This window comes from Sphingopyxis terrae subsp. terrae NBRC 15098 (assembly GCF_001610975.1).
Taxonomy (GTDB): Bacteria; Pseudomonadota; Alphaproteobacteria; order Sphingomonadales; family Sphingomonadaceae; genus Sphingopyxis; species Sphingopyxis terrae_A.
This window is the reverse complement of sequence record NZ_CP013342.1, coordinates 409,653-433,636: the sequence shown is the minus strand read 5'-3', so window position 1 is coordinate 433,636 and position 23,984 is coordinate 409,653. Positions and strand designations below refer to the sequence as shown.

Below are 23,984 nucleotides of genomic sequence, written 5' to 3'. Positions count from 1 at the left end.
TCGCCGCCACCGGCTTATGGTAAACTGTAAGTTAATCCGACATGTTAGGGAAGGGCGGCGGTAATTGACCGTCTATGAAGCGGGTTTCGTGGATAGGAACCGGGAGTGGCCATGCCGGAACGAGAATCGGGTTCGAATTAAGCGCCGATCAGATATTTGAAGCCGTTCAGCGCAACCACGCGGTCGTCTTCACAAACCGGTGCGGCGATCAGCCGGACCCAGCGTGGTTTGCGCCGCGACGCTTCGATCGCGACATCAAGGGTGAAGCCGCGACGATGGGTGATCGCGTGCGCGCGCAGTTTTTCCATCGCGGCGCGCGATTCCTCGCGATAGAGCGCGACGGCATCGCTGCGCGCGACTTCGACGCCGCGCGGCAGACCGAAGATGTCATAGACTGTGTCGGACCAGACAAGATGATCGTCGGCAAGGTCGCAGGTCCAACTGCCGACGCCGTGGCGCTCCATGACTGCGGCCGCGTCGTCGGCCATCGCTGGCGTGCGGCCCGGCGGACGGATCGATCGCCGGTCGACCCAGCCCAGATCGAAATGATGTCCCCGCTCGAAAAGCGGCCAGCTGTGATGCAGCGGAAGAGGGTATTGATGACGCACGCGAATCCGATCCTTCGCCCCCAAGTCTAGGCGGCCCATATTAAGGAATTGCTGCGCTCGGTAATCAGGCAGGAGCGCGCGCGGTTCCATATTCGACCCAGCCGAAAGGGCGAGGGGTTTTGGGCATATAATGTGCCGCCTGCCGTTCCACCGCAAAGCCCGCGCCCGCATAGGCGTCGGCGATCGGCCGCGTCAGATGGCAATTGCCGCCGATGCGTTTCCAGACGGGCTCGATCCGCCGTTGCCAGCGCGCAACCCCCGCGTCGGGGGCGCCGCCATGTTCCAGAAACAAGGCGGTTCCGCCCGGTTTGAGCACGCGGCGGATCTCGGCCAGCACCGCCGCCTGATCGTGCACCGAACAGAGGGTGAAGGTAGTGACGACGGTGTCGAATCGGCCGCTCTCGAAGGGCATCGCTTCACCGATGCCACCTTCGATCGTCGCCGCGATGCCGCGCGCCTGCGCCGCCGCGCGGCTCATCGCGAGTAGTTCGGGCGACGGATCGAGCCCGGTGAAGCGCGTCACCCGGTTCCAATCGTAAAATTCCATATTGATGCCGCCGCCGCAGCCAAGCTCCAGCACGTCGCCCGATGCCGCCGGCACCACCTTGCTGCGCGCCTTCATGATCTGCCCCTGCGAGCAGGCGCATTTGATCAGCCGCGGCACCCCATGACGTTCCCACCAACTCGCCATTCCCGTCTCTCCCCTTGGCGTGCAGCCTGTCCCTTGCTAGCGCGATTGGCAACACCCATCTGGGCGTCCTCGCTCATAGCCGCCAACAACGAAAGACCGTCATGCCCGCCACGCACCACACCAAGATGCTGATCCTCGGTTCCGGCCCTGCAGGGCTTTCGGCCGCCATCTACGCGGCGCGCGCCGGGATGCAGCCAATCGTGGTGCAGGGGCTGCAGCCGGGCGGGCAGTTGACGATCACCACCGACGTCGAAAACTATCCCGGATTTGCCGAAGTGATCCAGGGCCCTTGGCTGATGGAGCAGATGACGGCGCAGGCGACGCATGTGGGCGCCAGCATGATCTGGGACACGATCGTCGACGTCGATCTGTCGCAGCGGCCGTTCCGTCTGATCGGCGACGGCGGCGACGTCTATGTCGCCGAAACGCTGGTGATCGCGACCGGCGCGCAGGCGAAATGGCTGGGCGTTCCCGGCGAACAGGAATTGGGCGGCAAGGGCGTTTCGGCCTGCGCGACCTGCGACGGATTTTTCTATCGCGGCAAAAAGGTGGTGGTGATCGGCGGCGGCAATACCGCGGTCGAAGAGGCACTGTATCTGACCAATCATAGCGACGACGTGACGCTGATCCACCGTCGCGACACCCTGCGCGCCGAAAAGATCCTGCAGGACCGGTTGCACGCCAATCCGAAGATCAAGGTGCTCTGGAACAAGAAGGTCGATCGCTTCGTCGCGGGCGAAGGGACGGCGGGGCTGGTTGGAGTCGACCTGATCGACACGGTAACGGGCGAGGCGAGCCACGAGCGCACCGACGGCGGCTTCGTCGCCATCGGCCACAGCCCCTCGACCGGATTGTTCAAGGGCAAGCTGCCGCTCGACGCCGACGGCTATCTTGCGGTGACGCCGGGCACGTCGCTGACCGCGGTGCCGGGCGTCTTCGCGGCGGGTGACGTGACCGACAAGGTGTATCGCCAGGCGATCACCGCGGCGGGTATGGGCTGCATGGCCGCACTCGACGCCGAACGCTTCCTTGCGGAAGCGGAGTATCATGCGATGGTTGATGCTTGAACGCTGAGGGCGGACAGCGACCGATTGTGGAGGTTGGCCGACTTTTCTTCCATCGTCATCCCGGCGCAGGCTCCCACCCCAAAGCCGGTCTCCCGAAATAGCCCGCGCACGAAAAAGGCCCCGGAACCGATGTGGTTCCGGGGCCTTTTTGTTTCGTGCGAGCCGAAGATGCGTTAAGCGTCTTCGTCCTCGTCAGCGGCTGGCGCTTCCGCGGCCGGAGCGTCCGACGGCGGGGTGGCGTCGTCGAATTCGTCTTCGCTGTCGGGTTCGAGAGCAACCGCAGCCGCCGCAGCCTGTTCTTCTTCGAACATGGCGGCAATGACGTCGATGCCCTGCTTCTGCATTTCGGCTTCGTCCGGCGAGCGGGCGACGTTGACGCCCACGGTGACCGCGACTTCGGGATGCAGCTTCACCTTGACGTCGAACAGGCCGAGCGACTTGATCGGACGTTCGAGTTCGAACATCGCCTTGGTCAGGTTCGTCGCACCGTCTTCGATCAGCGCGTCGAGGATGTCGCGCACCGAAACCGAACCGTAAAGCTGGCCAGTGTTCGACGCCTGACGGATCAGGACGACCTGCTTGCCGTCGATGTCCTTCGCGCGGCCTTCTGCCGCGGCGCGGCGGTCGGCGTTGTCCGATTCGATCTTCGCGCGGTTGGCTTCGAAGAGCTTCTTGTTGGCTTCGTTCGCGCGCAGTGCCTTGTTGTTGGGCAGCAGATAGTTGCGGGCAAAGCCGTTCTTGACGGTGACGACGTCGCCGATACCGCCCAGTTTCTCGATGCGTTCGAGCAGGATGATTTCCATCGGTCCGCGCTCCTTACTTCACAATGTAGGGGAGCAGGCCGATGTGACGGGCGCGCTTGATCGCCTTCGCCAGCTCGCGCTGCTTCTTGGTGGACACCGCGGTGATCCGCGACGGGACGATCTTGCCGCGCTCCGACAGGTAACCCTGGAGCAGGCGGACGTCCTTGTAATCGATGACCGGTGCGTCCTTCGCGCTGAAGGGGCAGGTCTTGCGGCGACGGAAAAAGGGTCGTGCCATGGTCGTTTTCCTTATTCTTCGCCGTCGCGGTCACGGCCACGGCCGCCCCGACGTTCCTGCTTGCGCATCATTACCGACGGACCCTTTTCGAGTTCGTCGACCTTGATGGTCATCCAGCGGATGATGTCTTCGTTGATTGCCGCCTGGCGTTCGATTTCGGCGACGGCTTCGCCCGGCGCTTCGACCGACAGCATCGCGTAATGACCCTTGCGGTTCTTCGCGATCTTGTAGGCGAGCTGCTTCAGGCCCCAGGTTTCGGTCTTGTGGACCTGACCCTTAAATTCGGTCACGATGTTCGTGATGCCTTCGGCGAGCGCATCGACCTGAGCCTGGCTCAGATCCTGACGCGCGATAAAAACATGCTCGTAAAACGGCATGGTTTGCGTCCTTCGATTTGGCCGATCGCTGATTTCGCGCCAATCGCGAAACCCCTCCGGCTGTCGTCCGGCTTTGCGTATTGGTGCAAAGCAAACGGGGCGATGGCAACGTGGCCTCGCCCCGAATGAGCGCGCCTATACAGATTCGCGGGGATTAATCAAGCGCGCGATGCAAGCTTTTCCAGCAATTCCCGCCCGAAATCGGTGAGTGTGTCGTCGCGCGCGCCGAGGATCAGGATACGGTCGCCGGGCGCCGCCTCCTGCACCATCGCAGCGCCGCAATCGGCGCGGACCGGCACATGGACAGCGTCGGCACCGCCCGCGACGATGTCGGCGACGAGCGTTTCGCTCCCCATGCTGCGATCGACGGTGCCGCCGAAATAGACGGGATCGCAGACGAAGAGCCGGTCGCCGGGACGCATGCCGCGCGCAAAGCTGGCGGCAAGCTCGCGCCCCATCTGGCGGAGCGGGCCATAGCCGTGCGGCTGGAAGAAGAGCAAAGCGCGGCCGGGAAGCTCGGCAACTGCGGCGAGCGTCGCGGCGACCTTGTCGGGATTATGCGCGAAATCGTCGATCACGGTGACGCCGTTCGCCTGGCCGAGCACCTCGTACCGGCGCGCGAGCCCGGCGAAGTTGGCGAGCGCCTCGACCGAGCGGACGACCGGAATGTTGAGCGCGCGCGCGGCGGCGATTGCGGCGAGCGCATTGGCGGCATTGTGTCGGCCGGGCATCCGCAGCACCGCCGCGTGGGTGTCGCCGGCGAAATGGACCTTGAAGCGGCACCCGTCGGGAAGCGCCTCGAAGTCGCTGCCGCGCATCGCGGCGCTCTCCGAAAATCCAAAGCGCAGGACGTTTCCTCCCGCCAGCAGCGGCGCCGATTCGGGATCGTCGGCATTGACCACGGCAACGCGCGCCTTGGCCGCGAAATCGCCGAACAGGCTGTGCAGTTCGGCAAGGCTCTTGTGGTCGAGACTGATGTTGGTGACGACCGCAACGTCGGGCTGGTAGAGGGCGATCGACCCGTCGCTTTCGTCGACTTCGCTGACATAAGTCGCGGTATCGCCGACGAGTGCGCTAGCGAAGGGGGTTTGATCGTCGGCGAAATTGCGCATTACCGCGCCGTTCATCACGGTGGGATTGGCGCCCGCGCGATCGAGGATCCAGCCGATCATGCCGGTGACGGTCGACTTGCCGCTTGTCCCGCCGACGCCGACCGCGCGGCCCGCTTCGTTGAACAGGGCCGCGTTGAGTTCGGCGCGCGTCAGGCGCGGCAGGCCGAGCCGGTTTGCCGCTGCGACGTCGGGCACGCTGTCCTCGACCGCCGCCGAAGCGACGAGCGTCTGCCCGGCGGCAACGCCGCTGCCATCCTGCGGGAACAGCGCAATGCCGCGGCTTTCGATCCAGTGAAACTTGTCGGCGCTGCGACCCTGATCGCGGCTGCGATCGGACCCCGCGACCGCCGCGCCGCGCGCCGCGACAATCATCGCGAGCGGCAGCATCCCCGATCCGCCGATGCCGCAGAAGAAATAGGATTTGTTTTCGGCCATGCCGGCGCGATATGGCGTTGGCGAAGGGTTTGCAACTGGCGCAAGGCCGAGGGGCATCTCGACTTCGCTCGATGCGAACGGATCGTTGGGTTATTTCAAGTCATGCGCATAGGCATCATTGCCCCCTCCACCCCCATTCTTCCCGACGATGCGGAAGCGGTGCGGGCCATTGCGGCGCTGGGCTATCCCGAGGTCGAACTGGTGTTCGATCCGCAATGCTTTGTCGTTCACGGGCATTTTGCGGGCGCCGATGCGGTGCGGCGCGAAGCGCTGGTGGCGATGGCCAACCGCCCCGACATCGACGCGATTTGGTTCGCGCGCGGCGGCTATGGTGCCTGCCGCATCGCCGAGGATGCCGTCGCCGCCATGGGCGAGGCGGCGCGCCACAAGGCCTATCTCGGCTATTCGGATCAGGGCAATCTGCTCGGCTGCCTGTACCGCGAGGGCTTCGATCATGTCGCGCACGGCCCGATGGTCGCCGACATCCGGCGCGAAGGCGGTGAAGCGGCGGTGACGCGGGCGCTCGACTGGCTCGTCGCGCGCGATCCGGCGGCCTGCGAGCCCGGCCTGCGGCACGGCGCGCGCCATGCCGCGTTCAACCTGATGACGCTGTCGATGCTTCTCGGCACGCCGCTCGAGCCCGATCTGTCGGGGCATCTGCTGATCGTCGAAGAAGTGAGCGAATATCTCTACGCCTTCGACCGCGCCTTTTTCCATGTCGCGACCTGTCTGGCGCCGCGCGGTCTGGCGGGCATCCGGCTGGGACGCGTCAGCGACATTCCCGAAAACGACCGGCCGTTCGGAATGGAGGCCGAGGAAATCGCGCAGGACTGGTGCGCGCGGACCGGCATCACCTGGCTTGGCCGCGCCGACATCGGCCATGACGTGGCCAACAAGGTCGTGCCCTTCGGCTTGCATCGCGCGGGGTGAGCGAATAGGCGCGGCACTTTCCGTCGCCCCCGCGAAGGCGGGGGGCGTCGTCGGCCTGGTCGACGGCAAGGTGTAAAACGACAGCGGCCCCCGCCTTCGCGGGGCCGACGAGAAGGGGCTAGGTCATGCGCGCATTCATCTTTCCGGGTCAGGGCAGCCAGGCCGTGGGCATGGGCAAGACGCTCGCCGAGGCGTCGGCGCATGCGCGCGAGGTGTTTCAGGAGGTCGACGAGGCGCTCGGCCAGCATCTTTTCAAGCTGATGAGCGAAGGGCCGGAAGATCAGCTTACGCTGACCGAAAACGCCCAGCCCGCGATCATGGCGAACGCGATCGCCACGCTGCGCGTGCTCGAACGGGACGGCGGCGTGACGCTGTCGGGCAAGGCCGCTTATGTCGCGGGCCACAGCCTCGGCGAATATAGCGCGCTGTGCGCTGCCGGTGCCTTTGACCTGGCGACGACTGCGCGGCTTCTGAAAACGCGCGGGCAGGCTATGCAGGCGGCGGTCCCCGTCGGGGTCGGCGCAATGGCGGCGCTGCTCGGCGCCGACATCGACACTGCGCAGAAGCTCGCCGACGCCGCGGCCGAGGGCGAGGTCTGCACCGTCGCCAACGACAATGATCCGTCGCAGGTCGTCATCTCGGGCCACAAGGGCGCAGTCGAGCGCGCCGTGGCGATGGTAAAGGATTATGGCATCAAGCGCGGCGTATTGCTGCCGGTGTCCGCACCCTTCCACTGCCCGTTGATGCAGCCCGCCGCGGATGCGATGGCCGAGGCGCTAGGAGCCAACCCGCCGACGGCGCCGCTGGTGCCGGTGATCGCGAACGTCACCGCCAGTCCGGTGAGTGATGCCGATACCATCAGCAACCTGCTCGTCGAACAGGTGACGGGCCGTGTCCGCTGGCGCGAAAGCGTCGGCGCCATGGAAGCAATCGGGGTGACACAGTTCGTCGAATTCGGCGGCAAGGTGCTCGGCCCGATGGTCAAGCGCAGCGCATCGGGTGATGTGGAGACGGTGAGCGTGATATCGATGGACGACATCGAGGCATTGCTCAAGACGCTCTGAAAACGGATTCCAGGAGAATAATATGTTCGATCTCACCGGTATGACCGCGCTTGTTACCGGCGCCAGTGGCGGCATCGGGTCCGCAATCGCGCAGGCGCTTGCGGCGCAGGGCGCGCGGCTTGCGGTGTCGGGGTCCAATGCCGACAAGCTGAATGCCTTTCGCGATAGTCTGGGCGGCGATCATGTCGCGCTCCCGTGCAACCTGGGCGATGCCGCGGCGGTCGACGCACTCGTGCCCTCCGCGGTCGAGGCGCTTGGTCAGCTCGATATCCTCGTCAATAACGCGGGCGTGACGCGCGACAATCTGATCATGCGGATGAAGGACGAAGAGTGGATGGACGTCATCCGCATCAATCTCGAGGCCAATTTCCGCCTCGCGCGCGCTGCCGCCAAGCCGATGATGAAGGCGCGCTTCGGCCGCATCATCTCGATCACCAGCGTCGTCGGAGCCACCGGCAATCCGGGGCAGGCGAACTATGCCGCGTCGAAGGCGGGCGTGACCGGCATGACCAAGGCCTTGGCGCAGGAACTGGCGAGCCGGGGCGTCACTGCCAATTGCGTCGCTCCCGGTTTCATCGCAACTGCGATGACCGACGATTTGCCCGATGCGCAGAAGGAAGCGCTCAACCAGCGCATCCCCGCGGGCCGCATGGGCGAGGGGAGCGATATCGCCGCCGCCGTTGTCTATCTCGCGTCGAGAGAAGCGGGCTATGTCACCGGACAGACCTTGCACGTGAACGGCGGCATGGCCATGCTGTCCTGAGGGGCGCGTTTCAGGGGGTAAAAGCAGAAATGACAAGGATTTGGATAGCGGCGGTTGCACTCGGGTTCGCGGGCGTGCCCGGCGCCGCGCTGGCGCAGGACGGAGCCGCGCTCGATTGCGTCGCCAAGACGGTTTCGCCCGACCTGCGCGCGCAGATCGGCGCGGCGATGGCGGGTAGTGACAGCGACGCCGCGCGGCCGCTGTTCGAACAGTTCGGTGCGCTCTCGACCGACTGTATGACGAAGAACGGGATCGCGGCCGATCGCAAGGATGTCTATTTCGACTATAATCTTGCCCGCGTGTCGCGCGAATGGTTCGCAGGTCAGATCAGGAAGGCCGGCCTGTCGGTCGACCCGGTCGATCGCTCGCTCGACTTCGGGCCGAAGGGGGCCAACCCGGATCTCAGCAGCGAGATGACCGAGGATCAGATCAACACGATCATTAATGCCTATACCGCCGCCGGCGTCGATGTCGAAAGCGTCGATCAATCGGTATGGGAAAAAGTCGGCGCCTATGCCGCGGCCAGTTCAATTTACTGGAACCGCCGCCAGCAGTTTCTGAGCCACTAGAAGCCAAGGGGCAAAAAAGAGGGCCGGGTTTCGCACGGAAACCCGGCCCCTTTTTCGGCACGCGGTCAGAAGCTGGCGCGCGCGGTAATGCGGATGTCGCGGCCGGCAAGCGGCACATAATCCTTGGTGAAGCTCGCATGGCGGCGGGCATCGACGTCGAAGATATTGTCGGCTGCCAGCGTCAGCGACAGATTCTTCGTGTCGGGAAGCGGGCGCCAGGTCAGCGAGGCGTTGACCAGCGTAAAGCCCTTGGTCGCGGTCTCGAACGGCGCGATGCGGGTCTGGTCGTCGGTCCATTCGACCTCGGCGCGTGCATCGACGCGGTCGCTCTGCGCTTCGAGCCCGCCCCGGATGCGCAGCGGCGGGATGCGCGGGACATAGGGACCGTCGACGATCTTGGCGCGCGTCATGTCGGCGGTCGCGTCGGCAACGAAGTTGAAGCCCCCCGCCTGCGCCAGCGGGGCGGTGCCCTGAAATTCAAATCCCCATACCCGCGCCTTGTTCTGGCGGAATTCAAACAGCGGCAAGTCGTCGGCGATCAGGCCGGTGTCGGTTTCATAGATGAAATTGTCGAACCAGCTTGCATAGCCGGTCAGCCCCATCGACCAGCCGTCGCGGGTGAACTTGAGCGATGCCTCGCCGCCCCAGCTCGTTTCCTTGGCGAAATCGGGGTTGCCGCGTTCATAGGTCAGCGTTGCGGCATGCGGCCCGTCCGAGAGCAGCTCTTCGGCCGAGGGCGCGCGTTCGCTACGCGAAACCGACACGCTGGCCTTAAGGCCGTCGGCGAGCTGATACGACAGGCCGGCCGCGCCCGACAGGCTGTCGAACGAGCGGTCGAAGCCGATGCTGTTCGCCGCTACTTTGGAATTTTCGAAACGCAGCGCGCCTTCGAGCGTCACCGGGCCGCGTTCGAGCTCCTGCAGCGTGAAGGCGGCGAGGCGCGTCGTTTCGTTGGCGGGAAGAAAGGCTTCGTCGCCGATCGCCGCGAAATCGCGGAAGCTGTACTGGACCCCGCTCGCACCGCGCCAGTCGCCACGATCATTCTGGGCGAGTTCGGCGCGCGCCTCGATGCCGCGATTGGTGAAGCGCGTGCCGGGCTGACCATCGTCGAATTCGGTGTGGGCATAGTCGGCATAGGCGCCGCGGATACGCAATTTGTCGAACAGGCCGTCGCCCAGATTGACCTCGCCGCGCACATCAACGCGATACTGGCGCGCCTTGATCGTCGGCAGCTCGTTGATGTCGGCGCGCGGCGGGATTCCATATTCGTCCTCGAGGTAGCCGAAGCTGATGCCGAGCGACCCGCCGTCGTCGACGAAGGCGGCTCCGACGCCGGCGCTCTTGCTCGTGCTCTGGCTGTTCGGCACGCGGCCGCGGCTGTTCGCGGCGTCAGTCAGCCGCGCCGCTTCCTCGGCGTCGCCGCCGGCGCTCGCATCGGCGGCGAGGTCGAGTAGATGCGCGCGCAGTGAAGGCGCATAGATCAGCCCGCCGACGCGCACGTCGTTCGAATCGCGATAATTGCCGTCAGCATGGACGACGAAGCGCTGGCCGAGCGGCACGTCGATCGAGGCGCCGATGCTCTTGTCCTGCGCCGCGGTGCCATAGCTGGCGAGCGCATCGATGTGGGCGGGGCTTTCGGGGATGGCGCGCGGGATACGGCGGTCGAAGACGTTCACCGCCCCGCCGACGGCCTGGCTCGAGAAGAGCAGCACCGACGGGCCGCGCAGAATTTCGATACGATCGGCGGTCAGCGGATCGATCGACACGGCATGATCGGCCGACGTCGAAGACGCATCGATCGCGCCGAGGCCATCGACAAGGACCGCGGCGCGTTCGCCGGAGAAGCCGCGCAGGATGGGGCGCGACGCGCCGGGTGAGAAGCTGCTCGACGATACGCCGGGCTGCGATGCGAGCGTGTCGCCGATCTGGCCGCGAATATCCTGTGCCAGCTTTTCGCCCTGCATCACCGACACATTGCCCAGGATGTCGAGGCTACGGACATAGGGCGCGGTGACGACGATGCCCTGGTCGGTGTGAAAATCATCGTCGCTGCCCGACTGGGCGGCGCCCTGCTGCGCGAAAGCGGGGGTGGAGAGGAGCAGGGCGAGGGTCAGGCTGGTGGCGGGGAGCAAGCGCATGGCGACAATTTCCTGTTATATCGTGACGAGTTCGACGGGCGCAGTAATGATATACTGTTACAGATGCAACCCCGCGCTGGGACCGGATCCCGTCGTTGGTCGGCGCCGGTGCCCCGTTCGTCGACAAAGCGCGGCCATACAAGCCGCAAGCGAAGCTGTCTTGCAGGCGCAGGGGCGCGGGCCTAGATCAAGGACATGATCAATGCGAAGAACAGCCTCGACCTGATCGGCAACACGCCGATCGTGTTGCTGCGGGGCGCCAGCGAAGCCACGGGCTGCGAAATCTGGGCCAAGTGCGAATATGCGAACCCCGGCGGATCGGTGAAGGATCGCGCCGCGTTCTACATCGTCCGCGATGCCGAAGCGAACGGCCTGCTGCGGCCGGGCGGGACGATCGTGGAGGGCACGGCGGGCAACACCGGTATCGGGCTGGCGCTCGTCGGCAACGCGCTCGGCTACCGGACGATCATTGTCATGCCCGACAATCAGAGTGCCGAGAAGATGGCGACGATCCGCGCGCTTGGTGCCGAGCTGGTGCTGGTCCCGCCGGCGCCCTTCGCAAACCCCGGCCATTTCGTCCACACCTCGCGCCGCATCGCCGAAGAAACCGACAATGCGATCTGGGCCAACCAGTTCGACAATATCGCAAACCGCAAGGCGCATATCTGCGGCACCGCCGAGGAGATCTGGCAGCAGATGGAGGGGCGCGTCGACGGCTTCACCTGCGCGGCGGGGACCGGCGGCACGATCGCGGGAACCGGCCTGGGCCTCAAGGCCAAGGACGAGCGGATCACCATTGCGCTGACCGATCCGCACGGCGCCGGCCTCTATAATTACTACAAGTGCGGCGAGCTGAAACCCGAAGGGTCGAGCGTCGCCGAAGGCATCGGGCAGAACCGCATCACCGGCAATCTGGACGGCGCGCCGATCGACACGCAATTCCGCATTTCGGATGCCGAAGGCCTCGCGGTCTGTCGCAGCCTGCTCGACGACGAGGGGTTGTGCGTCGGCCTGTCGTCGGGGATCAATGTCGCGGGCGCGATGGCGCTCGCGCGCGAACTTGGTCCCGGCAAGCGCATCGTGACGATCCTGTGCGACAGCGGCTTTCGCTATCTGTCGACGCTCTACAATCCCGAATGGCTGGCGAGCAAAGGCCTCGCCGAGGCGGCAGCATGAGCAGCAAGCCCGAGATCAAGCCAGCGATCGCGCCGAACCCCGCGGCGCCCGCTGAAGCGCCACCGCCGCCGCCGCACGATGCGATGCGGCGGCTCCAGATCGGCATTGCCGGGGTGCTGACCGTCCTGCTGCTCGTCGGGATGGCGGGACTGATCGGCGACCGGGCGCGCGAACGCGCCGCCGCCGACCCCGACACTGCGGCAGAGGTCAAGGTGCCGGGCGCCGACCAGAAGCCCGCGAGCGCGCCGCTCGAGGAACTGGGCGTGCAGCCGGTTTCGAAGGAGCAGAATGACGACCCGGCGGCGAAGGTGCCGACCGCGCCCGCCGTCCCCGACCTCGAACCCGATCCTGAACTCGAGCGCGTTCGCCAGTCGAAACAGTGACATTGCCGCCTCCCGGCGCTCTGCTGCGTGGCGCACTGGCGGCGGCTTTGGTGCTGGCGCTCGGCTGGTTCGTCGGCGGACAGGCGATGCTCGGGCGGATCGATCCCGCGCTGCTGCTGCCTCTATGGCCGTTGCCGCTGGCGGCGCTGGCGTGGACGGCGCGCCGCGCCTCCCGAACTGAACGCCGAGCCGCCTTTGGCGTCGCCATTGCTTTGACGCTGATTGGTCAGGCGCTGCTCGCGGTCTGGCTCGCGGGAGCCTTCCCCTGGCTGCAACTCGTGCTAAGCGCGGTTGGCGGGAGTGTGATGGCAGTTGGTGCGGACTGTATGGTCCAGGCCGCGCGGCCGCGCGGGATTTTTCGCGTGCTGCTGATTGCCGCCGCGATCCTTGGCTGGTTTGCCGCCGCACACGGGCTGTTGGAGATCGCCTATCGCGCTCCGGCGCCGCGCGCCGTGCCGGTGACGATGATGACAAGCCTGCCGCTGCGCTGGTCGGGCGGCGATCTGGCCGCGATGCTTGCCGAGGGTGCCCGCGACGACCCCGCACTCGACCGGATCGCGCGCGGCGGGCCGCTGCGGCTCGTCGACAGTCTTGCCGACCACCCGCTCGCGCGCGGCGATGCCCTGTTGCTCGCGCATCCCCCCGCGCTTGCACCGCGCGATCTTGTCGCGATCGACGCCTTTGTGCGTGGCGGCGGGCGCGCGGTGATCCTCGCCGATGCGCTTTCGGGCTGGCCGCCGCGCCACCCGCTGGGCGATCCGCGCAATCCGCCGGTGACGAGTCTGCTCACCCCGTTGCTCGACCATTGGGGCATCACGCTCGCCGCGGCGCCCAATGCCGAGACAAGGCCGATCGCCGTCGATGTCGGCGGCGCCCGCCTGCGGCTGTTCAGCGCCGGCCGCTTTACGCAGGTGCCGCCTGCCTGCGTGCGGATCGCGGGCGGTCATCTGCTCCATTGCCGGATCGGGCAGGGCGAAGCGTGGCTGGTCGGTGACGCCGATATGCTGTTCGCCCCGCTCTGGCAGCCGCAGCCCCGCTGGGCGGCGCATCTGCGCCATGCCGACACGATGGAGTGGCTGGATGCGCGCTTGCGCGGAGCCGACGCGCGCGGCTGGTTGCGCCCGCTCTGGATAGGCGCCGCCGCCGACTGAGAGGTCGCGGCCCCATTACAACCCGAATTTCGGCTTCCCGCGGCTGGCGTTTCGGCGCCGGAGCCCGCTTTGCTTGATCAACTGAGCACATTTTTGCCCATTTGGGGCGCAATTACCCTGTTTCACCCTAAAATACCCCTTTTCACCCTAATCGACTCTTGATACTCAGGAATCGGAGAGGGGCAATCTCCACCCGAGTCTTTTGGCGCGAAATCCTGCGATTCTCGCGGACGGGGAAGTTTTGTCCGGAGGCGCGAAACGGGGGGCTTCAGCGATGGCAGTTGTGACGCCCGGCCGGTACTCGGGTACCAACTTCGCCGCGATCGATGGCAAGGGACGCATCGCCGTCCCTTCGCAGTTCCGCAATAATGTGCCCCTCAATGCGGACGGTCAGCGCGTGCTTTGGGTTGGTTTCCATGAAAAGCTGCCTTGTCTGGTCGCCTATGGCCAGGATCAATATGATCGCCTGACCGACGAGATCGAGCGCGACCGCGACACCGCGCTCGCCCGTAATATCGATTTCGACGAGGACGAGGCGTTCAAGAAGCGGTTCAGCTATACCGAGGCCTATACGCTCGACGACAGCGGGCGCTTCCTTCCCAATTTTACCGCGCGCGACCGCGTCGGCGATGCCGGCGCGACCGCCTTTGTCGGGTCGGGCCGCCGGTTCGAAGTATGGTGGCTGCCGACGCTCGCTGACTGCGTCGATGCCGATCCGGTGCTCCAGCGACTTGCCAAGGCCTGGGAAGAGACGAAGGGGAAGGGGCGCAAGTGACCGATCTTTCCCCCGACCTGCCTCGGGATCCCCGCCATGATCCGGTCCTCCGCGAAGAAGTCATCGCCGCCCTTGCCATCGCTCCGGGCGAGCGGCATGTCGACGCGACCTTCGGCGCCGGCGGCTACACGCGTGCGATGCTCGCCGCGGGGGCCGAGGTGATCGCGTGCGACCGCGACCCCGATGCGATTGCCGAGGGGCAGGCGCTCGTCGCCGAAGCCGACGGCAAGCTGATGCTGATCCACGGCCGCTTCGGCGAAATAGACCGCCTGCTCGCCGAACGGGGCATCGGCGCGGTCGACGGCATCACCTTCGACATCGGCGTTTCGTCAATGCAGCTCGACCGCGATGCGCGCGGCTTCTCGTTCCAGAAGGACGGCCCGCTCGACATGCGCATGGCGCAGGAGGGCGAGACTGCCGCCGAATGGCTCAATCGCGCCGACGAGGCCGAGATCGCCGACGTGCTGTATCATTATGGCGACGAACGTCAGTCGCGCCGCGTCGCGCGGGCAATCGTCGCTGCGCGCCCGCTGTCGCGCACCGGCGAACTGGCGACGGTGATCCGCAAGGCGCTGCGCCATCCGCCGGGCGCGCCCAAGGATCCGGCAACGAAGAGCTTTCAGGCGATCCGCATCCACATCAACGGCGAGCTCGACGAACTGATGGAGGGGCTCGCCGCGGCGGAGCGCGTCCTGCGCCCCGGCGGCCGGCTTGCCGTGGTCAGCTTCCACAGCACCGAAGACCGGATCGTGAAGAACTTTCTGCGCGAGCGTAGCGGCGGCGACGCCGCCGGCTCGCGCCACCGGCCCGCGCCGATCGGAGCGGCGCGGGCCGCCACCTTTCAGCCGCCGGCGCGCAAGGTGCGCCCCGGCAAGGCCGAAGAGGCGCGCAACCCGCGCGCGCGCTCCGCGACGCTGCGCAGCGCCGTGCGCACCGCAGCCCCGGCCTGGCCGACCCAATTGACGACGAAGGAGGCAATCTCATGCTGATGGCGGCCCGCAAGCTTCAGGGGATCGGCCTGGTGCTGCTCGTGCTCATCTTCGCGATGATGCTCTATCCGGTCTCGTTGAAGGTCGCTGCGACGCGCAGCGAACTCGCGCGCATCAATCATCAGATCGAGCGCACGCGCGACAATATCCGCTACCTTGAATCCGAACTCGCGGTGCGCGCTTCGATGCGCCAGCTCGAACAGTGGAACGCCGACAGCTTCGGCTACTCGGCGCCGGATGCCTCGCAATATCTGTCGAGCGAGCGCCAGCTTGCTTCGCTCGACGGTTTGCCGCGCGCTCGCGGCGCCAATGAAGTCGCGCCGGTGCTGATGGCAATGGTCAGCCCCGTCGGAACACCCGAACCCGCCGCGACGCCGGTGAAGGCCGAGGCGAAGCCGGCCGCCGAAAAGCCCGTCGTACTGGCGCAGGCCGAAACGCCGGTGCGCAGCGACAGCGCGCCGCGTCTGGCGCCGACGCGTCGCCGCGAACAGCTCAAGATGATCGAGGACCAGCTCCTTGCGGAATCGACGCTCGCCGACCTCAAGCGTGCCGCGGCGCGTGAAGCGAAGGAGGGCAAATCGGGCCAATGAACACGCTGGTCGTCCGTCCGACCCGGGTTCGAACCGCTGGGGTGCGGCAGCAGATATTGCTGACCGCGCAACAGCGGCTGATGATGCTCATGCTGCTGTTCATGGCGGCATTTTTCCTCGTTTCGGTGCGGCTGCTCTATTTTGCGCTGTTCGATAGCGATGCCGGCCGCGGCGGCAACAGCACGGCCTTCGTGCCCGCGCGCGCCGATATCGTCGATCGCAATGGCGTGCCGCTCGCTCGGACGATCGACGGCTATTCGATCCGTGTGATGCCGTCGAAACTGCTCAACGATCGCCAGTATCTCGCCGACGAACTGCACAAGATCTTTCCCGACATGACGCGCGAGGACCTGCTCGCCAAGCTGACGGGCCCGCGCCCGACCTATATCCGGCGACGGGCGCTGCCCGATCAGGTGGCGGCGGTGAATGCCATCGGCGATGTAGGGTTCGATTTTCCGCGCGAAAAGGAGCGCCTCTATCCGCAGATGTCGCTCGCGGCGCATGTGCTGGGCTTCACCAACGCCGAAGGCCATGGCGTCACTGGCGTCGAGGGCGCGTTTGACCAGCGGCTGATCGACAAGGCGACGCGCGGCGATCCGCTGACGCTGTCGATCGACGCGCGCGTGCAGGGCGTGCTCGAAAGCGAGTTGTCGAACGCTGTCACCAATCTGGAGGCGATCGGCGGGGCGGGCATCATCCTCGACGTCCACACGGGCGAAGTGATGGCGATGACGTCGCTGCCCACCTATAATCCGAACAAGCTGGCGGGTAGCGATCCGACGACGCGGCGCAACGCCGTGACCTATAATCTCTACGAGCTTGGATCGGTCGTCAAACCGCTCTCGATCGGCGCCGCGATCGACAATGGCGTCGTGACGAGCATGGCGAAGCGCTATGATGCAACGCAGCCGCTGGCGATCGCCGGTTTCCGCATCCGCGATTCGCACATGATGAACCGCTGGCTCAACGTCCCCGAAACGCTCATCCACAGCTCGAACATCGTCACCGCGCAGATCGCCGACCAGCTCGGCAAGGAAAAGATGGAGGCGATGTTCCGTAGCCTCGAATTCAACAAGCGCCCTGAAATCGAACTCAAGGAGCGTGCCTTCCCGCTGTGGCCGCGCGAATGGGGCCGGCTGTCGACTATGACGACCAGCTATGGCCACGGCATTGCGGTCACTCCGCTGCACCTTGCCAGCGCCTATGCCGCGCTGGTCAACGGCGGCATCTGGCGTCCGGCGACGATCCTGAAGCTGGGCGACAAGGCGCCGCCGCAGGGACGCCGCGTGTTCAAGGCATCGACGAGTGCGCGGATGCGCCAGCTTCTGCGCCTGATCGTGTCCGACGGCACGGGCCGCCAGGCCGACGCCCCGGGCTTTCGCGTCGGCGGCAAGACCGGCAGCGCCGAAAAGCCGGGCGCCGGCGGCTATCGTCGCCATTCGCTCGTGTCGACCTTCTCCGCCGTCTTCCCGATGGACAATCCGCGTTACGTGGTGCTGGTGATGATCGACGAACCCAAGGGCAACGCCTTCAGCTCGGGGCAGCGCACCGCTGGCTACACCGCCGCGCCGGTGGTCAAGAAGGTAGTGATGCGTGCGGGACCGATGCTCGGCGTGTTCCCTGACGAAAGCCGCGACGTCGACGTGTCGGAACTGACGCCGCTGCTGTGGAAGAACGGGGAAAGCGAATAATGCGGCTCGCGGCGCTGACCGGCGGCGATCATGTCGATGGGGACGGTCCGGTGGTGACCGGGCTTGCCATCGATCATCGCAAGGTTGCGCCGGGCAATGTCTTCGGCGCCTTCGTCGGCGAAAAATTCAACGGTGAGGACTTTATTGCCGCCGCGGTGGCGGCGGGCGCCGTCGCCGTCGTCGCGCGGCCCGAAGCCGTGGTCGAGGGCGCGGTGCATATCGCCGATGCCAATCCGCGGCGCGCCTTCGCGCGGCTTGCGGCGCGCTTCTTTCACCGTTTTCCCGCAACCTGCGTCGCGGTCACGGGCACCAATGGCAAGACTTCGACGGTCGAGATGACGCGTCAGCTCTGGCGAATGGCGGGCCTTCACGCAGCATCGATCGGAACGCTTGGCGTGACCACCGGCGCCGACCGGGTCGTCACCGGACTGACGACGCCAGACATCGTGACCTTTCTGTCGAACATGGCGGGCCTGGCGGCCGAGGGCGTGACCCATGCGGCCTTCGAGGCGTCGAGCCACGGGCTCGATCAATATCGCACCGAAGGCCTGCCGGTGAAGGCGGCGGCCTTCACCAATCTCAGCCACGATCATCTCGATTATCATGGCACGATGGAAGCCTATCTGGGCGCCAAGTTGCGGCTATTCACCGAGGTTGTCGAACCCGGCGGAGCCGCGGTGGTCTGGGCCGACGATGCCCATTCGTCCAAAGTGGTAGAGTCGGCGCGCGCGCGCGGACTGCGTCTGCTTACCGTGGGAACGAAGGGTGAGGAACTCCGCCTTGTCGCGCGGACGCCGACGCAGCTCGGGCAGACGCTGACCGTTGCGGCGGGGGCTCTGACGCAGAAATTCGATCTGCCGCTGATCGGCGCCTATCAGGCCGCCAACGCATTGGTCGCGGCCGGGCTGGTCATCGCGACCGGCGGCGATGGTGCGCAGACGCTCGCCAATCTGGCGCGGCTCCAGCCGGTACGCGGACGCCTGGAGCGTGCGGCGATCACGCGCGCGGGCGCCCCCGTCTATGTCGACTATGCCCACACCCCCGACGGGCTGGAGGCGGCGCTCGATGCGTTGCGGCCGCACGCCACGGGGCGGTTGATCCTGGTGTTCGGTGCGGGCGGCGACCGCGATCAGGCGAAGCGCCCGGAAATGGGCCGCATCGCCGCCGCCAAGGCCGATATCGCGATCATCACCGACGACAATCCGCGCGGCGAAGATCCCGCGTCGATCCGCGCCGCCATCGCCGAAGGCGCGCCGGGTGCCCAGGTGATCGGCGACCGCCGCGCCGCGATTGCTGCCGCGATCGAGATGGCGCGCGCCGACGACATTATCTGCGTCGCAGGCAAGGGGCACGAACAGGGGCAGATTGTCGGACGCGGTGACGCGCTGCGCATCATCCCCTTCGACGATGTGAGCGTCGCGCGCGAGGTGGCGGCATGACCCCGCTGTGGACGGCGCGCGCGATCGCGGCGGCGTGCGGCGGCACCGCTAGCGCCGATTTCACGGTGCAAGGTGTTGCCTTTGATTCGCGCGAAGTCACGAAGGGCGACCTGTTCGTCGCGATGAAGGGCGAGGCGACCGACGGCCATAACTTCATTGACAAGGCGATTGCTGCCGGCGCAGCGGGTATCATCTGCGAAAACGATATCGACTTTCCGCACATCCGCGTCGCCGACAGCGCCGCAGCGTTGAACGCGCTCGGCGCCGCGGCGCGCGCGCGCAGCCATGGGCGGATCATCGGCGTCACCGGCTCGGCGGGCAAGACGGGGACCAAGGAGGCGCTGTTCGCGGCGCTCGACCGCTTTCGCCCGGGCAAAGCGCACCGTTCGGTCAAAAGCTACAACAACCATGTCGGCGTGCCCTTGAGCCTGGCGCGCATGCCCTCGACCGCCGATTTCGGCATCTTCGAAATGGGGATGAACCATGCGGGCGAGCTGGCGGCGCTGACGCGGATGGTACGCCCCCATGTCGCCATCGTGACCACCATCGCGCCTGCGCACATGGAATTTTTCGGCAGCGAGGAAGCGATCGCCGACGCGAAGGGCGAGATATTCGAGGGGCTGGAGCCGGGCGGCACCGCAATCCTTCCCTTTGACAGCCCGCATTACGCGCGGCTGCGCGCCAAGGCCGAACAGCATGCGGCGCATGTCGTCAGCTTCGGGCTGGGCGAAGGGGCCGATGTGCGCGCGGTCGACTGGTTGCCCGACGGGCAGGGGGGATCGCTCGTTACGGCACAGGTTCAGGACGCGCTGCTCTGCTTCGTCATCGCGCAAGGCGGCGCGCATTGGGTGGCCAATGCGATGGCGGTGCTTGCTGCGGTCAAGGCGGTTGGCGGTGACCTGCCCGCCGCGGGTCTGGCCTTCGCCGAGATGGGCGGTCTTGCGGGTCGCGGCGCGCGCACCCGCGTCGAGGTGCCGGGCGGTTCGATCCTCGTCATCGACGAAAGCTATAACGCCAATCCCGCATCGATGGCCGCAACCATCGGCCAGCTCGGCAGCGAATCCGGTGCGCGCAGGGTCGCGATTCTGGGCGCGATGAAGGAGCTTGGCGACGGCGGCGAGGCCTATCATGCCGGTCTGGCCGCTCCGCTCGTCGCAGCTGGTGTGCAGTTCGCCCTGCTTGTCGGCGAAGAGATGGCGCCGCTCGCCAAAGCGCTTGAGGGGCGGATCGATTTCGAGCATGTGGCCGACCACTCGGCTGCGGCAGGGCGGCTGGGAGCCTTGATCCGGCCCGGCGATACGGTGCTGGTTAAGGGATCGAACAGCGTGGGACTGTCGCATGTCGTGACCGCGCTGACCAATGGGGATTATTGATGCTATATTGGCTGGCGGAATGGCTTGGCTTTCCGGGGGTTCTGAACCTCATCCGCTATCTGAGCTTCCGCTCGGGCGCCGCGGTTGCGACGGCGCTGATCATCGGTCTGTGGATCGGGCCGCGCTTCATCCTCATGCTGCGGATGCGGCAGGGGAAGGGGCAGCCGATCCGCGAGGACGGACCGCAAAGCCATTTTGCGAAAAAGGGCACGCCGACGATGGGCGGGCTGATGATCCTGATCTCGCTAATGATTTCGGCGCTGCTGTGGATGGATTTGTCCAACCGCTTCGTCTGGGCCTGCATCTTCGTCACCGGCGGGTTCGCGCTGGTCGGCTTTCTCGACGATCTCGACAAGGTGACCAAGTCGAGCCATCGCGGGATTCCGGGGCGCGTGCGCCTGCTCGTCGAATTCGTGATTGCGGGCATCGCGGTGCTGCTGATCGTATCGCGGACCGGCACCGACCTTTATCTGCCCTTTTTCAGCGAAGTCTATATTCCCCTGGGGCCGCTCTATTATGTCTTCGCGATGGTGCTGATCGTCGGTTTCGGCAATGCGGTGAACCTGACCGACGGGCTCGACGGGCTCGCGACCTTTCCGGTGATGATCGCCAGCCTTGCTTTCCTCGTCATCGTCTATCTGTCGGGTAACGTGAAATTCGCGGGCTATCTGGGCATTCCCCATGTGCCGGGGGCAGGTGAGCTTGCAATCTTCGCCGCCGCGATCATCGGGGCCTGCCTTGCCTTTCTGTGGTTCAATGCGCCGCCCGCGGCGGTGTTCATGGGCGATACGGGCAGCCTCGCGCTCGGCGGCGCGCTAGCGACGATTGCGGTGACGGCGCAGCACGAACTGGTGCTGGTGCTGGTCGGCGGGCTGTTCGTCGTCGAGGCTTTGTCGGTGATCATCCAGGTCTTCTGGTACAAACGGACCGGCAAACGCATCTTCCGCATGGCGCCGATCCACCATCATTTCGAACAATTGGGCTGGCCCGAATCCACCGTCGTCGTCCGTTTCTGGATCGTCTCGATCGTCCTCGCGCTCGCCGGACTCGCGACGCTCAAGCTGCGGTGATCACCGCGCGCGCCTTTGCCGGTCGGCGCTATGCGGTGCTGGGACTGGCGCGCTCGGGGCTGGCGACCTGCGAGGCGCTGATCGCCAGCGGCGCGGGGGTGACCGCGTGGGACGAGCGCGAAGCGGCGCGCGATGCCGCGATGGCGCTCGGCGCCGACATCGGCAATCCGTTGGAGATCGACCTTGTCGGCTTTGCCGGCGTCGTCGTGTCGCCGGGCGTGCCGCTCAACCGCCATCCCATCGCCGACCATGCCCGCGAAGCCGGTGTGTCGATCCTCGGCGATATCGAATTGTTTGCCGAAGCCGCGGCTGATCTGCCGCCGCACCGCATCGTCGGCATCACCGGCACCAACGGCAAATCGACGGTGACCGCGCTTGTCACCCATGTGCTGGAAAGCGCGGGCGTTCCGGCGCTGATGGGCGGCAACATCGGGCTGCCGATCCTTGCCCGCGATCCGCTCCCCGAAAACGGCGTCTATGTGCTCGAACTGTCGAGCTACCAGATCGACCTGGCGCACAGCCTGGCGTGCGATGTCGCCGTGCTGACCAACATCAGCCCCGATCACCTCGACCGTTATGACGGTTTCGCCGGCTATGCCGCGTCGAAAGAGCGGCTGTTCGCGCTCCAGCACCGCGATCAGGTCGCGATCGTCGCGGTCGACGATGACCCGTCGCGGATGATCGCGGGGCGCATCAATCACCGGCTCCACCGCGTTTCGGCGAAGGACATCGATCCCGCCGATCAGGCGCGCTGGCCCGCGCTGCAGGGTCCGCACAATGCGCAGAATGCCGTGTGCGCGATCGCGGTATGCCGCGTGCTGGGGCTGAACGACGAACAGATCGAACGCGGACTCGCGAGCTATCGCGCGCTCCCGCACCGTATGGAATTGGTCGGCGAAGTCGCTGGCGTCCGCTGGTTCAACGACAGCAAGGCGACCAACGCGGCTTCCGCTGCACCGGCGCTGGCGGCATTTCCGCCGGCGCCGGACCAGCGTGTCCACTGGATTGCCGGGGGGCAGGCCAAGGGCGACGGGCTGACCGCCTGTCGTCCTTGGTTCGGCCACGTCAAGCGCGCCTACCTGATCGGCGAGGCGATGGAGCCTTTCGCGGCCGAGATCGGCGACGCGCTGCCCGTCGAACGGTCGGGCGATCTGGCCGCCGCGGTCGCAGCCGCCGCCGCCGCTGCGACGCCCGGCGACATCGTGTTGCTGTCGCCCGCCTGCGCTTCGTTCGATCAGTTCAAGGATTACGAACAGCGCGGCGATCGCTTCCGCGAACTGGTGCAGGCGTTGGGGAATGGATGACGATATGAACGGGGGGGCGGACAATATGGATGCGGTCACGGAGCGGCCCGTCATCGCGACGCCGCGGACGACGAAGCGCCGCGGCCCGCGCCTCAGCCGCGCCGACCGCACGCCGCTGGGCCTGTGGTTCTGGGAAATCGACCGCGTATTGCTGTTGCTTGTGTCGATGCTGATCGCCATCGGCCTCGTCGCCGTGGCGGCGGCATCGCCGGTCGCCGCGCAGAAGCTGTCGACTGCGACCGCCAGCCTCGATCCGCTGTATTATTTCTATCGCCAGCTCATGTGGGTCATGGTCGGCGTGCCGGTCATGCTCGCGGTATCGATGCTGCCCAAACCGCAGGCGCGGCGCTTTGCCATCTATGGCACGATCACCTTCGTCTTCCTGTTGTTCATGGTGCCGCTGATCGGCACGACGGTGAACGGCGCGCAGCGCTGGATTGGCAGCGGCATCTTCCGCCTCCAGCCGTCGGAATTTCTCAAGCCCTTCTTCGCGGTGTCATTGGCCTGGATATTGTCGCTGCGGCTGCACGATCAGAATCTGCCGGTCGTGCCGCTGTCCTTCGTTTTTACCGGGATCATCGCGATCCTGCTGATGAGCCAGCCCGATCTGGGGCAAACGATCATCTTCGCGGGGACATGGTTCGTTCTCGTCATGGTCGCCGGCCTGTCGATGCGGATCATGGCGGGGCTCGCGGGCACGGGACTCGCGGGGCTGGTCCTTGCCTATTTCTTCTACCCGGTGGCGCAGCAGCGCATCAACATCTGGCTGTTCGCCGAGGGCGACAGCTTTCAGGTCGACAAGGCGCATGCGACGCTGACCGCCGGCGGGCTGATCGGCACGGGGCCGGGTGCGGGACTTGCCAAGTTCCAGCTTCCCGAGGCGCACACCGACTATATCTTCTCGGTCATCGGCGAGGAATTCGGGATCATCGCCTGCATCGCCATCGCCGTCCTTTATCTGGCGATCATCGTCCGCGTTCTGGTGCGGCTGCTCGACGAAGAGGACAGCTTTCTCATTCTCGCCGTCGCGGGTCTGATTGCGCAGTTCGGCGGGCAAGCGACGATCAACATGGCAGTGAATACCCAGCTCTTTCCGTCAAAGGGGATGACCTTGCCCTTTATCAGCTATGGCGGTTCGTCGTTCATCGCCTTGTCGATCGGCATGGGTTTGCTCTTGTCGCTGACCCGGCGAAACCCCTATGCGGCGCGGGTATCGATGACCCGCAACTGGAACAGGAAATGACGGCC

The 23,984-nt window shown here is 66.0% G+C and carries 24 protein-coding genes; 17 read left to right on the top strand and 7 right to left on the bottom strand.

Annotated elements, in window-relative coordinates; all coding sequences use genetic code 11:
* Positions 1 to 137: 137 nt before the first annotated feature.
* Together AOA14_RS02045 and AOA14_RS02040 are read right to left on the bottom strand one after the other, a co-directional pair.
* Positions 138 to 608 (bottom strand): hypothetical protein, encoded by a 471-nt coding sequence (locus tag AOA14_RS02045; RefSeq protein WP_062902960.1) that lies wholly within the window; start codon positions 606 to 608, stop codon positions 138 to 140.
* Positions 609 to 672: 64 nt separating this feature from the next.
* The gene (locus AOA14_RS02040; protein WP_062900577.1) at positions 673 to 1,299 is read right to left on the bottom strand and encodes a class I SAM-dependent methyltransferase; all 627 of its coding nucleotides are present in this window, start codon (positions 1,297 to 1,299) and stop codon (positions 673 to 675) included.
* Positions 1,300 to 1,400: 101 nt separating this feature from the next.
* On the opposite strand from AOA14_RS02040, the gene trxB reads away from it, so the two are divergent.
* A complete protein-coding gene (gene trxB / locus AOA14_RS02035) occupies positions 1,401 to 2,366 on the top strand; it encodes a thioredoxin-disulfide reductase (protein WP_062900576.1) in 966 nt (321 codons plus the stop codon).
* Positions 2,367 to 2,539: 173 nt separating this feature from the next.
* Here the strand turns inward: trxB and rplI are convergent, their stop codons facing one another.
* The 4 genes from rplI to AOA14_RS02015 all read right to left on the bottom strand — a co-directional run bounded on the left by rplI (position 2,540) and on the right by AOA14_RS02015 (position 5,331).
* Positions 2,540 to 3,169, bottom strand: coding sequence for a 50S ribosomal protein L9 (gene rplI / locus AOA14_RS02030; protein WP_058812625.1), 630 nt, complete (start codon positions 3,167 to 3,169; stop codon positions 2,540 to 2,542).
* A gap of 13 nt (positions 3,170 to 3,182) precedes the next feature.
* Entirely contained in the window at positions 3,183 to 3,407 is a 225-nt protein-coding gene (gene rpsR, locus AOA14_RS02025) for a 30S ribosomal protein S18 (protein WP_003040094.1), read from the bottom strand.
* A gap of 11 nt (positions 3,408 to 3,418) precedes the next feature.
* On the bottom strand, positions 3,419 to 3,784 hold the full coding sequence (gene rpsF, locus AOA14_RS02020) for a 30S ribosomal protein S6 (protein ID WP_003040085.1): 366 nt from the start codon (positions 3,782 to 3,784) through the stop codon (positions 3,419 to 3,421).
* A 158-nt stretch (positions 3,785 to 3,942) separates the two neighbouring features.
* Entirely contained in the window at positions 3,943 to 5,331 is a 1,389-nt protein-coding gene (locus AOA14_RS02015; RefSeq protein ID WP_062900575.1) for a Mur ligase family protein, read from the bottom strand.
* Between the two features lie 102 nt (positions 5,332 to 5,433).
* Between AOA14_RS02015 and AOA14_RS02010 the strand changes: the two genes are divergently transcribed.
* From AOA14_RS02010 to AOA14_RS01995, 4 genes are all read left to right on the top strand, one after another.
* Complete coding sequence (locus tag AOA14_RS02010) at positions 5,434 to 6,261, top strand: LD-carboxypeptidase (RefSeq protein ID WP_062900574.1); 828 nt, start codon at positions 5,434 to 5,436, stop codon at positions 6,259 to 6,261.
* Positions 6,262 to 6,386: 125 nt separating this feature from the next.
* Positions 6,387 to 7,325, top strand: coding sequence for an ACP S-malonyltransferase (gene fabD, locus AOA14_RS02005; protein ID WP_062900573.1), 939 nt, complete (start codon positions 6,387 to 6,389; stop codon positions 7,323 to 7,325).
* A 22-nt stretch (positions 7,326 to 7,347) separates the two neighbouring features.
* Positions 7,348 to 8,088: a 3-oxoacyl-[acyl-carrier-protein] reductase gene (fabG, locus tag AOA14_RS02000; RefSeq protein WP_003040073.1), complete on the top strand. Its 741-nt coding sequence runs from the start codon at positions 7,348 to 7,350 to the stop codon at positions 8,086 to 8,088.
* Positions 8,089 to 8,117: 29 nt separating this feature from the next.
* Positions 8,118 to 8,657, top strand: coding sequence for a hypothetical protein (locus AOA14_RS01995; RefSeq protein ID WP_186402663.1), 540 nt, complete (start codon positions 8,118 to 8,120; stop codon positions 8,655 to 8,657).
* Between the two features lie 65 nt (positions 8,658 to 8,722).
* Here AOA14_RS01995 and AOA14_RS01990 read toward each other — a convergent pair whose 3' ends face one another.
* Positions 8,723 to 10,795, bottom strand: a complete 2,073-nt coding sequence (locus tag AOA14_RS01990) for a TonB-dependent receptor (RefSeq protein ID WP_062900571.1) — start codon at positions 10,793 to 10,795, stop codon at positions 8,723 to 8,725.
* 195 nt (positions 10,796 to 10,990) lie between these two features.
* Between AOA14_RS01990 and AOA14_RS01985 the strand changes: the two genes are divergently transcribed.
* The 12 genes from AOA14_RS01985 to AOA14_RS01930 all read left to right on the top strand — a co-directional run bounded on the left by AOA14_RS01985 (position 10,991) and on the right by AOA14_RS01930 (position 23,979).
* Positions 10,991 to 11,971, top strand: a complete 981-nt coding sequence (locus AOA14_RS01985) for a cysteine synthase A (RefSeq protein ID WP_062900570.1) — start codon at positions 10,991 to 10,993, stop codon at positions 11,969 to 11,971.
* The gene (locus AOA14_RS01980) at positions 11,968 to 12,354 is read left to right on the top strand and encodes a hypothetical protein (RefSeq protein ID WP_062768711.1); all 387 of its coding nucleotides are present in this window, start codon (positions 11,968 to 11,970) and stop codon (positions 12,352 to 12,354) included. The genes AOA14_RS01985 and AOA14_RS01980 overlap by 4 nt, the downstream gene beginning before the upstream one ends.
* Positions 12,351 to 13,505, top strand: a complete 1,155-nt coding sequence (locus tag AOA14_RS01975; RefSeq protein WP_062900569.1) for a Gldg family protein — start codon at positions 12,351 to 12,353, stop codon at positions 13,503 to 13,505. Before AOA14_RS01980 ends, AOA14_RS01975 begins: the two co-directional genes overlap by 4 nt.
* A 274-nt stretch (positions 13,506 to 13,779) precedes the next feature.
* Positions 13,780 to 14,280, top strand: coding sequence for a division/cell wall cluster transcriptional repressor MraZ (locus tag AOA14_RS01970; RefSeq protein ID WP_062900568.1), 501 nt, complete (start codon positions 13,780 to 13,782; stop codon positions 14,278 to 14,280).
* Positions 14,277 to 15,269, top strand: coding sequence for a 16S rRNA (cytosine(1402)-N(4))-methyltransferase RsmH (rsmH, locus tag AOA14_RS01965; protein ID WP_082819788.1), 993 nt, complete (start codon positions 14,277 to 14,279; stop codon positions 15,267 to 15,269). Before AOA14_RS01970 ends, rsmH begins: the two co-directional genes overlap by 4 nt.
* The gene (locus tag AOA14_RS01960) at positions 15,263 to 15,859 is read left to right on the top strand and encodes a hypothetical protein (RefSeq protein WP_062768706.1); all 597 of its coding nucleotides are present in this window, start codon (positions 15,263 to 15,265) and stop codon (positions 15,857 to 15,859) included. The genes rsmH and AOA14_RS01960 overlap by 7 nt, the downstream gene beginning before the upstream one ends.
* Complete coding sequence (locus tag AOA14_RS01955) at positions 15,856 to 17,550, top strand: peptidoglycan D,D-transpeptidase FtsI family protein (RefSeq protein WP_062900567.1); 1,695 nt, start codon at positions 15,856 to 15,858, stop codon at positions 17,548 to 17,550. The genes AOA14_RS01960 and AOA14_RS01955 overlap by 4 nt, the downstream gene beginning before the upstream one ends.
* Positions 17,550 to 18,989, top strand: a complete 1,440-nt coding sequence (locus AOA14_RS01950) for a UDP-N-acetylmuramoyl-L-alanyl-D-glutamate--2,6-diaminopimelate ligase (protein WP_062900566.1) — start codon at positions 17,550 to 17,552, stop codon at positions 18,987 to 18,989. The genes AOA14_RS01955 and AOA14_RS01950 overlap by 1 nt, the downstream gene beginning before the upstream one ends.
* Positions 18,986 to 20,362, top strand: coding sequence for a UDP-N-acetylmuramoyl-tripeptide--D-alanyl-D-alanine ligase (locus tag AOA14_RS01945; protein ID WP_062900565.1), 1,377 nt, complete (start codon positions 18,986 to 18,988; stop codon positions 20,360 to 20,362). Before AOA14_RS01950 ends, AOA14_RS01945 begins: the two co-directional genes overlap by 4 nt.
* Entirely contained in the window at positions 20,362 to 21,432 is a 1,071-nt protein-coding gene (gene mraY, locus AOA14_RS01940; protein ID WP_062900564.1) for a phospho-N-acetylmuramoyl-pentapeptide-transferase, read from the top strand. The genes AOA14_RS01945 and mraY overlap by 1 nt, the downstream gene beginning before the upstream one ends.
* A complete protein-coding gene (murD, locus tag AOA14_RS01935; RefSeq protein ID WP_062900563.1) occupies positions 21,429 to 22,736 on the top strand; it encodes a UDP-N-acetylmuramoyl-L-alanine--D-glutamate ligase in 1,308 nt (435 codons plus the stop codon). The genes mraY and murD overlap by 4 nt, the downstream gene beginning before the upstream one ends.
* A complete protein-coding gene (locus AOA14_RS01930) occupies positions 22,729 to 23,979 on the top strand; it encodes an FtsW/RodA/SpoVE family cell cycle protein (protein ID WP_062900562.1) in 1,251 nt (416 codons plus the stop codon). Before murD ends, AOA14_RS01930 begins: the two co-directional genes overlap by 8 nt.
* Positions 23,980 to 23,984: the final 5 nt, after the last annotated feature.